18 protein-coding genes, 1 tRNA gene and 1 pseudogene are annotated in these 8,094 nt (G+C 50.3%); 15 read left to right on the top strand and 5 right to left on the bottom strand.

The window, feature by feature from the left end; translation table 11 throughout:
* Positions 1 to 508 (bottom strand): Rha family phage regulatory protein (locus tag DEO48_RS09530; protein WP_181366991.1); only part of this gene is annotated, 508 nt, incomplete at its 3' end.
* Positions 509 to 749: 241 nt separating this feature from the next.
* Positions 750 to 874: transfer RNA gene (locus tag DEO48_RS26750), tRNA-Thr, on the bottom strand.
* Positions 875 to 1,008: 134 nt separating this feature from the next.
* Here DEO48_RS26750 and DEO48_RS09525 point away from each other — a divergent pair.
* Positions 1,009 to 1,296, top strand: coding sequence for a type V toxin-antitoxin system endoribonuclease antitoxin GhoS (locus tag DEO48_RS09525; RefSeq protein WP_109845014.1), 288 nt, complete (start codon positions 1,009 to 1,011; stop codon positions 1,294 to 1,296).
* A 10-nt stretch (positions 1,297 to 1,306) separates the two neighbouring features.
* Here the strand turns inward: DEO48_RS09525 and DEO48_RS26745 are convergent.
* The 3 genes and pseudogenes from DEO48_RS26745 to DEO48_RS09515 all read right to left on the bottom strand — a co-directional run.
* A pseudogene (locus tag DEO48_RS26745) lies at positions 1,307 to 1,432 on the bottom strand (hypothetical protein); the annotation flags it as partial.
* 22 nt (positions 1,433 to 1,454) lie between these two features.
* A complete protein-coding gene (locus tag DEO48_RS09520) occupies positions 1,455 to 1,961 on the bottom strand; it encodes a hypothetical protein (RefSeq protein WP_109845013.1) in 507 nt (168 codons plus the stop codon).
* A gap of 179 nt (positions 1,962 to 2,140) precedes the next feature.
* A complete protein-coding gene (locus tag DEO48_RS09515) occupies positions 2,141 to 2,548 on the bottom strand; it encodes a helix-turn-helix domain-containing protein (RefSeq protein WP_109845012.1) in 408 nt (135 codons plus the stop codon).
* A gap of 81 nt (positions 2,549 to 2,629) precedes the next feature.
* Here DEO48_RS09515 and DEO48_RS09510 point away from each other — a divergent pair, with 81 nt between their 5' ends.
* The 14 genes from DEO48_RS09510 to DEO48_RS09445 all read left to right on the top strand — a co-directional run.
* Positions 2,630 to 2,869 (top strand): Cro/CI family transcriptional regulator, encoded by a 240-nt coding sequence (locus tag DEO48_RS09510; protein WP_109845011.1) that lies wholly within the window; start codon positions 2,630 to 2,632, stop codon positions 2,867 to 2,869.
* The gene (locus DEO48_RS09505; protein WP_109845010.1) at positions 2,869 to 3,333 is read left to right on the top strand and encodes a toxin YdaT family protein; all 465 of its coding nucleotides are present in this window, start codon (positions 2,869 to 2,871) and stop codon (positions 3,331 to 3,333) included. Before DEO48_RS09510 ends, DEO48_RS09505 begins: the two co-directional genes overlap by 1 nt.
* Positions 3,334 to 3,349: 16 nt before the next feature.
* On the top strand, positions 3,350 to 3,586 hold the full coding sequence (locus DEO48_RS09500) for a DUF4222 domain-containing protein (RefSeq protein WP_181366989.1): 237 nt from the start codon (positions 3,350 to 3,352) through the stop codon (positions 3,584 to 3,586).
* Positions 3,583 to 4,674: a hypothetical protein gene (locus DEO48_RS09495; protein ID WP_258306083.1), complete on the top strand. Its 1,092-nt coding sequence runs from the start codon at positions 3,583 to 3,585 to the stop codon at positions 4,672 to 4,674. Before DEO48_RS09500 ends, DEO48_RS09495 begins: the two co-directional genes overlap by 4 nt.
* Positions 4,675 to 4,687: 13 nt before the next feature.
* The gene (locus DEO48_RS09490) at positions 4,688 to 4,969 is read left to right on the top strand and encodes a helix-turn-helix domain-containing protein (protein WP_109845008.1); all 282 of its coding nucleotides are present in this window, start codon (positions 4,688 to 4,690) and stop codon (positions 4,967 to 4,969) included.
* Positions 4,956 to 5,186 (top strand): hypothetical protein, encoded by a 231-nt coding sequence (locus tag DEO48_RS09485; RefSeq protein ID WP_109845007.1) that lies wholly within the window; start codon positions 4,956 to 4,958, stop codon positions 5,184 to 5,186. The genes DEO48_RS09490 and DEO48_RS09485 overlap by 14 nt, the downstream gene beginning before the upstream one ends.
* The gene (locus tag DEO48_RS09480) at positions 5,179 to 6,003 is read left to right on the top strand and encodes a chromosome partitioning protein ParB (protein WP_109845006.1); all 825 of its coding nucleotides are present in this window, start codon (positions 5,179 to 5,181) and stop codon (positions 6,001 to 6,003) included. The genes DEO48_RS09485 and DEO48_RS09480 overlap by 8 nt, the downstream gene beginning before the upstream one ends.
* Positions 6,000 to 6,197: a hypothetical protein gene (locus tag DEO48_RS09475; protein ID WP_109845005.1), complete on the top strand. Its 198-nt coding sequence runs from the start codon at positions 6,000 to 6,002 to the stop codon at positions 6,195 to 6,197. Before DEO48_RS09480 ends, DEO48_RS09475 begins: the two co-directional genes overlap by 4 nt.
* Positions 6,194 to 6,379, top strand: a complete 186-nt coding sequence (locus tag DEO48_RS09470) for a hypothetical protein (protein ID WP_109845004.1) — start codon at positions 6,194 to 6,196, stop codon at positions 6,377 to 6,379. Before DEO48_RS09475 ends, DEO48_RS09470 begins: the two co-directional genes overlap by 4 nt.
* Positions 6,376 to 6,795 (top strand): hypothetical protein, encoded by a 420-nt coding sequence (locus DEO48_RS09465; protein ID WP_109845003.1) that lies wholly within the window; start codon positions 6,376 to 6,378, stop codon positions 6,793 to 6,795. Before DEO48_RS09470 ends, DEO48_RS09465 begins: the two co-directional genes overlap by 4 nt.
* 1 nt (position 6,796) lies before the next feature.
* Positions 6,797 to 6,991, top strand: a complete 195-nt coding sequence (locus tag DEO48_RS09460) for a hypothetical protein (protein ID WP_109845002.1) — start codon at positions 6,797 to 6,799, stop codon at positions 6,989 to 6,991.
* 3 nt (positions 6,992 to 6,994) lie between these two features.
* Entirely contained in the window at positions 6,995 to 7,468 is a 474-nt protein-coding gene (locus DEO48_RS09455; RefSeq protein WP_109845001.1) for a Lar family restriction alleviation protein, read from the top strand.
* Between the two features lie 38 nt (positions 7,469 to 7,506).
* Entirely contained in the window at positions 7,507 to 7,773 is a 267-nt protein-coding gene (locus DEO48_RS09450) for a hypothetical protein (protein WP_109845000.1), read from the top strand.
* Positions 7,774 to 7,981: 208 nt separating this feature from the next.
* Positions 7,982 to 8,094, top strand: a 113-nt coding sequence (locus DEO48_RS09445; protein ID WP_109844999.1) for a Hok/Gef family protein, incomplete at its 3' end; no start/stop codon positions are given.

The raw sequence follows: 8,094 nt of genomic DNA, 5'->3' as shown, positions 1-8,094 counted from the left end.
CGTAGGCGGGGCGGCTTTCGCCTTTGGCGTCGGTGTATTCAACCGCCGCAAAATTGCGGGCGTTAAAATCAGGGGAGCTATCAAGGGTACGGAGTTTGCGCAGAACGTCGTCGTGACGCCTCTGAAAGAAGTCGGCGACGGCAATAGAGGTAGTAACGGCGCGGCCGTTCTCGATAGTAACTTTAGGTAAGAAATGGGTAAGGATAGTAGCCATGATGGCAGCCTCTTTGGTGAATACAGTTAACTCACCCCCGGAGGTTCCAATCTCGATGGTGGTGAGACGTACAGGGTTGGAACTACCGGTCACCAAAGAAGCCGGCCAGCCCGAAGGCTGCCCTGCACGCCTCACCATAATGCGAATGTGGCTGTGCTTAGCGCATAAAAAAACCGCATGAGCGCGGTTATGCGCTTTGGTGAACGACGGGGTTCCAATCCCGGCAGTCGATTTTGCGACTGCAGGCGAACTATAGTTCCAACCGTTTTTATTTTCAAGCACTGCGTTCATCATAAAATTACTCCATGTTAATCACTTAACAGATTTTGCTGTGTGGTGCCGGGTGCCTCCCGGTGACCGTAACCAGCAATTACGGCCGACATACATTCATCCACGACTCTAATGACTGTTTGTATACATGCTGTGCCACGTGCGCTTAGCCGCATTCACCACACAGAAAAATCAATTTGTTTAAAAAGGGCGGTATCAGCCAAAGGAATAACAACTGATACCGCCAAACGCGTACAACATGACGTTGTGGTGCCGGGAGTTGAACCCGGATAACGTCTGGCCAGCCGCATGAGATAGCCTGGGTTATGAACCTTGGGTAGTGCTCAACTCCCCACACAAGGGGCGCTCTACCAGTTGAGCTACACCACAACTCCACCATTTGGTTTAACGACAAAGCTCAAATGTGAATAGCCAGAATGCGCTTTCGTGTTGTGTGCCTGTCTTTTTGCCACTTCAGGCTCGGTGGTATACTGGAGCTCTCACACAACCAGTAAGGAAATTAAATGGCAAAATTCACTGTCCGAGTAGAACTTCGCGATTCCAAAGATGCGGATTACGACGAACTCCATGAAAAAATGAAGTCGAAGGGATTTTCGCGTACTGTCCGCATGACTGATAGCGGTGAGGTTCTTGTCTTACCCAACGCCGAGTACAGCTACGAAAGCGATACAAAAGACAAAGCTGCTGTTGGCGAACTAGCTGAATCAGTCGCTGAAAAAATCCGCAAAAATCCAAAAATCATGGTCACTAAATCAGGCGGTCGTTGGTACGCTAATCTCGACAAAGCTTAGCCTTATCACCTGATTCTAGGGCACCTTTCGCCAGCCAGATGCGGGCATCAGTACCTGCATTTGGCTCCAGTTGATGGAGCCGTTCTGCGTCTTCCAGCAGTAGGGCGATTACGTGCTTTAATTCTTGTTCGCTCATCTCGTTTTACCTTCGGTTGTTTTCAGGCGTAACTGGAGTTCATTTTCAGCGCTTCGGAGTGAGCAGCAGCCAGCATGTCACGGCGAATCTGAGCGGTAGGGGCAGTATTCCACTTGTGATACATGTCCATTGTCCTGCCGTCGTCAATTGCGTTGTTGAGCTCCAGTGCGTCAGAGTGACAAAAATCAGCTATCTGTTTTATCTGATGCTGTGTAAAAACCTCCAAATTTAGGCGTGAGCCATATGCCGCAAAATATTCAATCGCATCATCATGTTGCCGGTTCTCGTGCAGTGCCTGCTTGTGAGTAAGCTCTACGGAAACAATGCGTTCTATTTCGGTCAGGTGAGGCCACACATCCTGCGCTGCTTCGCAAGGTGCATAAACGTAAAGGGTGTTGTAAGCGTTGTTGAATTCCAGCGCTTCAGCGTGGATCGCTTCCATATCAACAGCTGAGCAATCGCTGTGAACCACTACTTCCATCATTGGCTCGCCATCGGTATCGACGATCTGTTTGATTGCGTGTGTCATCCTGGCTTCTCCTGTGTTTCCCCTTATCGCCGGGGAGGCGGAACGTTTTTTACTGAGTAATCACTGCGGTGTGATTGCTTGATGAGATTTAAGGTAAGATAACTAACCGATATTGGCAAGCTGTTTTGGTGATAAAACTAAACATTATGGGCGTAAAAAAATAACCCCTTGAAAAGAAGTTATTTTTTTTCTGAGCGTTTGCGGGCTTTGAGGAGTTCCTCAAAAAGTGTATTGAAGTTTTTGACTCTGGCCCTCAGGTTTTGGACTTGAGCTTGTTGCTCTGATTCGGGGAGAGAGCGATACAGTTCGAGCATTTCTTGCTCATCGGACGTGAGATGACTCTGGGTGTCGACAGGGATCGGCTCTGCTGGTGACTGGTCTTCGTCACCGAATAAAATCCAAGTTGGAGTGCACTGTAGAGCCTTTGCAAGGGAGTGTAGGTTCTTTCCTGACGGTTCGGTTTTATCACTTTCCCACAGTGAAATGGTGGCGTGAGAAACCCCGAGAGCTTTTCCAAGATCCCGCTGTGGCAATCCAATATCTTTGCGCCGGCGAAGGATGCGTCGACCAATAGTTTCATTATTCATGTTTAGTTATCTTAATTCTTCTTGACTAAAGAATTCTCACCAAATAACCTTGTTGAACAAACTTACCAATGAGGTTATTAAATGCTCAAAATTGATGCCGTTAATTTTTTCGGCAGTAACACACGCACAGCGATCGCTGCGGGAGTGGAGAGATCTGCAGTCAGCCAGTGGAAAGAACTAGTTCCAGAGCGTTGTGCTCAGCGTCTTGCTGATGCATCAGACGGATCACTTATCTACGACAAAAACGTATACGACCAACACCGTAAAGCTAAGCGTGCCAGTAAAAAGAATACGGCCTCTCTCCACAAGGAGTCTGATTAATGGAAATCAATTACACCCATATTCTGCCACTCCTGATTGCCTGGGCGGACGGGGCAGACCCGGACAGTCGGATCCGTGGCCGTGAATCAGTTGGCGACGAAATAGCGCGTGCAGCTGCGCGGCTCGGTATTGCTGGTGGACTCCAGGAGCCCGATAGCGCAAAGGCCCTGCATAACAATCAGCAGCGCATCTTCCGTTGGGCAGCCGCAGAAACTGTAGCGCAGCAGCGAAAGATTGCTGAGCTGTACCCGGCGATTATTGACGCTCTGCCAGAGGGGCTCACAGCGCAGCTTCTTGTCAGCGACTCGCTTCAATATCGCGCGTTACAGGTGGCAGAACGTTCCGTTAAGACCGCGATGAAAGAGTTTGTGCGAGCGAATAAAGCAATTGCCATACAGGAACTGCTTGCCGAACGTCACAGAGATGGTGATAGCGGCCCGGCTGGCAACGGCCTGTTCCACTGACAGCCAGGAGTCCACGATGTGTACTGACCAGGAATTACTGAAGCGCTGGCAAAGTGTGCTGCAGAGAAATAAGCCAGCCACCGGCTGCAGCGCTGAAATCCTTCCGGGAAAGAAATATCGCGACGGGCGTGGACGCCTGGTAACAGTGCTGAATGTCAGCCCGCACAAAATCACATTCATGCGTGATGGATGTATAGAGAAATGCGAGCTGAGCAGGAAAAAGTTTAACGAGTTTATCGAGGTGCAGCTATGAATCAGGAGCCCTCAGAAATGAGTACAGGGGTTAGCGTGAGCAGGATATTTGAAGTCATGCAGGCCATGTCAGGGCAGGGGAACTGCATCACGATCCCCGTTCCATATATCGATTTTTTTGCCGGTGACCGTCAGGCTCATTTGCTGGCCGCCATCCTGAACCAGCTGGTGTTCTGGTCGGGTAAATCACATCTTCATGATGGCTGGTTCTATAAGGCACATGAGGAGCTGGCGATCGAAGTGCGTGCCATTAGCGAAGACTCTATTCGTCGTGCTATGGACCGGATCATCAAAGAGTATCTGCCGGATGCAATAGAGCAAAAGTTGCGCAAGGTAGGTGGAACGCCGAAGAAACATTACCGCATCAAAGAGGATATTTTCCTCTCGAAGATTTTTCCTCAATTGTCCGATTCGGCGCAAGCGCCGAATGGAAACGGCGTAAACGCCGAATCGGCGGATTTACTGGATTCGGCGCAAACGCCGAATGGAAACGGCGTAAGCGCCGAATGCATTCCGCGTAAACACCGAATGGAAACGGCGCAAGCGCCGAATCCTGGAATCGGCGTTAACGCCGAATCTATTCTCTATACAGATCTTAAAAACAGATCACTACATACAGATCATAAAAACCGTGCTGGAGAAATTTCTCCTGTGGATAACTTTTTGTTAAAGCATCCCGATGCGGTGATTTTCGATGCCGAAAAAAGTCTATGGGGTAACGCTGACGATCTGTCTTTTGCTGAGTGGTTTTTCGCTCAGGTTCTTGAGTTACACGAACGTGCTGCTGAATTCGACGGAATGATCTCAAGACCTCCAGAGCCCAACTGGACTGTCTGGGCGAACGAGATCCGTCTACTGAGAGACGACCAGGGTTGTGATCATGGCCAGATGCGCAAGATGGTCGAGCGAATCCATGGCAACCAGTTCTGGTGCGAGAAGGTTAAGACCGCAATGACCCTTCGTGAGAAATGGTCTGACCTCGTACTGAAATTGTGTCCGGTAAATCTGGCTAATGGTGGTGGCGCGTTTGCCACGAGTTTCAAATGCGATGACACGATCCCGAGGGGTTTTGCCGGTAACAAGGATTAACAGGAGAAATTTTATGGCTAAGAAAAACACAGCAAACATGGACCCTACGGTATTTGAGTTTCTGGGCGGACATCCGGGAATGACCACAGGGGAAATAGCCAATGCGCTGGGTAAGACCCACGCATCCGTTGCCGGAATACTTGCGCAGTTGATTAGCAGCGGGAGGGTTATCAAAACCTCTACCCCGGAAGGGAAGCAGGTCTGGAGCATCAACGAAATGCCTTTCGGACGTGGCAATCCTGTCCGCCAGTTGTTTGAACAGCTTTTGAAGGAGTGCCGCCATGCAACGGCCTGAGCTTCCGGAATGCCCGACGTGCGGGAATGTGGTGGAGATATTTTTCAAAGAGACTCGATGGGCGGGCTCTGCGCAGATTCGCTGCATGAGATGTTCCGCTCATCACCATATCGGCACGGGCTATTCTCTCGGCAGCAAGCAGGGAGCGCGTGAAGAACTGCTGCGTCGCTGGCAGGAGCTGACAGACCAGGTAAAACAGGAACAAAGTGATGACTAATTCATTCAAAAAAATGACGACCAGCGGCGTGATTAAGCGTCTGCACCACGGGATGTTTATTAGCATTGATAACATCCATATTCAGCCTGGCTTCAACCGCCGTGATGACGACGAGAAAACCCGTGAGGCGAATGACGAGCTGTTTGAATACCTGATCAACGGCGGGACGGTACCGCCTCTTGAGGTGTACGAACGCGACGAGGGCGGGGTGTGGATTGTTGAGGGGCACCGGCGATACAGCTGCTACCTGCGCTGCCGTGATGCCGGCAAGCCAGTAGACCAGATTCATATCATACCGTTCAGGGGCAATGATATCGAGCGCAAAGCCCGTGTCATGACGTCAAACCGTCAGCTGGCGCTATCGGACATGGCTAAGGCCGGTGTTATCCGTGACCTGGCGGCATTCAATCTGACAACGCAGGAAATCGCGCGATATGTTCACCTGTCTGTGCCGACGGTTGAGAAGCTGATGACGCTGGGTATGGCCAACCACGATGTACAGCAGGCGGTTAAATCTGGCGATGTGGCCCTGAGTGCAGCCGTTGAGCGCGTTAGGGAGTTTGGTGAAAAGGCCGGTGAAGTACTGGAGCAGGACAAAGCAGCAGCCGCAGCTGCTGGAAAGAAAAAGGTGACCCGAAGTTTCATCGCGCCGGAAATCAGCGTGAAAAAAGCCCGGCGTCTTGTTGAGTTGGTGGCGCTGGCCAACATCAGCGAAGAGGGAGTCATCAAGCTTGACGGCCTGCCGCTGGCAGAGCTGCTGGAAATTATCGATGAACATAAAGCGATCGCGGCATCGCGCAGCAAGGCGGCAGCATGAGCGACTCCACAAAAGTTCTGAATTATGACCCAACTGACCCGGACAAGATGCGCCTGCCAAAGGGTTCAAGCTGCGGTCACTGCCATCACATCCGGCGCTGCAAAGCTATTTTCGGCCATACCGAAAAAGACACCTATTGCGACTGGTCACCATCACGTTTCATCCCGGTAAGGTCGGAAGGAGCCGCCCAATGAGCAAGTTAACCGATGCGGCAATCGAATCGTCAATGCTGTCTTCTGTGGAGGGTTTTTCTTTTCTTGTTGTTGATTCTCTTGAGTTTGAGCTTGGTCGAGAGCTGACCGAAGAGGAATCAATGCGTGTCTATAGACGTGTTGATAAAGCAATCAACGAGGCAACGCAGGAGACTGCCCAATGAGCAACATCGACAAACAGGCGCTGTACGTTCCAGAACGCGAAAAACATGACTGGGGCCAGGCGGAAATGCGCGATTGCGACTTCTGCCAGCAGTGGGCTCTTACTGTTAAGCACTCTGACGGCGGGTGCATATGCGCCAGCTGCTGTGATGCTGAATATACGTCGGATCTGAAAGTTAACCTTGTAACAGCGCTTGAAAGGCTGGAAGCCGCAAAGCAGGATGCCTCAAAGTGGTTCAAGGCGTTTGAGAAAGCTGTTTCTGTTGGCGCTAGATATGAGGAGCAAATTGCTGAATTGGAAGCTCGTGAGGTTGTACTTCCTCAGCCAGCGCAATGGGATATCAGTGAGGTTCTTTTGGATAAAGCGAAGGTTTTGAAAGCAATTCGCGATGCAGGCATCACAGTTAAAGGGGAATAACATGAGCGTATTAAGAATTAAATGGGCGGGATACTGCCCTAAATGTGATAGCGATGAGCTTGACGTTCATACCGACAAAGGTACTCCAGATTTTCTTTACGCTGGTGATGGTGTCGTCTGTTCTGGGTGCGGCGAAAAGGGCGAAATAGACTGTGATGATGACCACGCCTTCGCGGTGTGGGATTGGGAGGACTAACCCATGAGCACTATTACCAAAGAACGCGTTGCGCAGTACGCCAATGACCCGCGAATGTGTAACGTTAACGATGAAATTCGCCAGATCGCTCGTATCGCGCTGGCATCGCTCGAAGCTGAGGCTGTGGCGTGGACGGATGAGCAGGAATTGCGCGATGTAGAAAAGTTTGGATGTGCGTATCTGTTTACTGTAAATCCCATTACATCCAACGCGGACCCGCGTCGCGTTATCAAGCTTTACACCGCCCCTCCAGCCCCGGTATCTGTGCCGGATGAAAATGGCCTTCTACCATGCCCATGCTGTGGAGGAAATGCGGAGTTTGATTATGACGACGATAACCTCAACTGGATATCTTGCCACGTTTGTGGAATCTCGACCGACACCGCATATCACACAGACGTGGACGCAAGAGATAAGTTGCGTGAGTTATGGAATCATCGCGCCGCCATGCTTCAGGGTAAACCGAATCAAGACTAATCACCTATTTATTATCAACAAATATCAGGTTTGTTATTATGCGAATAATTACCCGAAAGAAACCTGCCTTTATTGAATTGCACCAGACAGGTGTTCTTACGCGCATAGCGGCAGTGAAAACAGATGAAGGCGGCTGGCGTCTGTTCGGTATATGGCGGGATAAAGATATCGCTGTATTTGTTGAAGCAGCGCGTGGCGGTATTCGTGAATGGTCAGGGCTGGATTACCTGGCGGGATTCGTAGCCAGCTGCGGTATTAGTCTGTGGGAGGTTCATAATAAAACAGAGCGGAAAAGCCCTTCATAATAATGCTTTGAAAATTTAAGGGGATGAAAGAGAATGATGTCGGGTGCTTGAGGCTATCTGTCTCAGGCATTAACACCAGACGGCAGATAGAGAAAAGCCCCGGAAACATTCAACGCCCTGCAAGGCGTTTAACATTTACCGAGGCCATCTGTATGCGACACATAAAGATTAGCCTCTTACCGACCTCCGGGTCAAGGAGTAGAGGGCTATGAAGCCACAAAAGTTGGCGCTTATGGCGCTAATCGTTATCGGCATAACGCTTTTGGGCGTATTGCTGCTTAACAACAAAAATCTCTGTGATGTTAGCTTCCGAAGCGGCGG

Origin of the sequence: Enterobacter sp. CGMCC 5087 (assembly GCF_003144775.1) — a bacterium.
Classification (GTDB): domain Bacteria; phylum Pseudomonadota; class Gammaproteobacteria; order Enterobacterales; family Enterobacteriaceae; genus Enterobacter; species Enterobacter cloacae_M.
The sequence above is the reverse complement of the archived record's forward strand: the minus strand, read 5'-3'. Positions and strand labels throughout refer to the sequence as shown.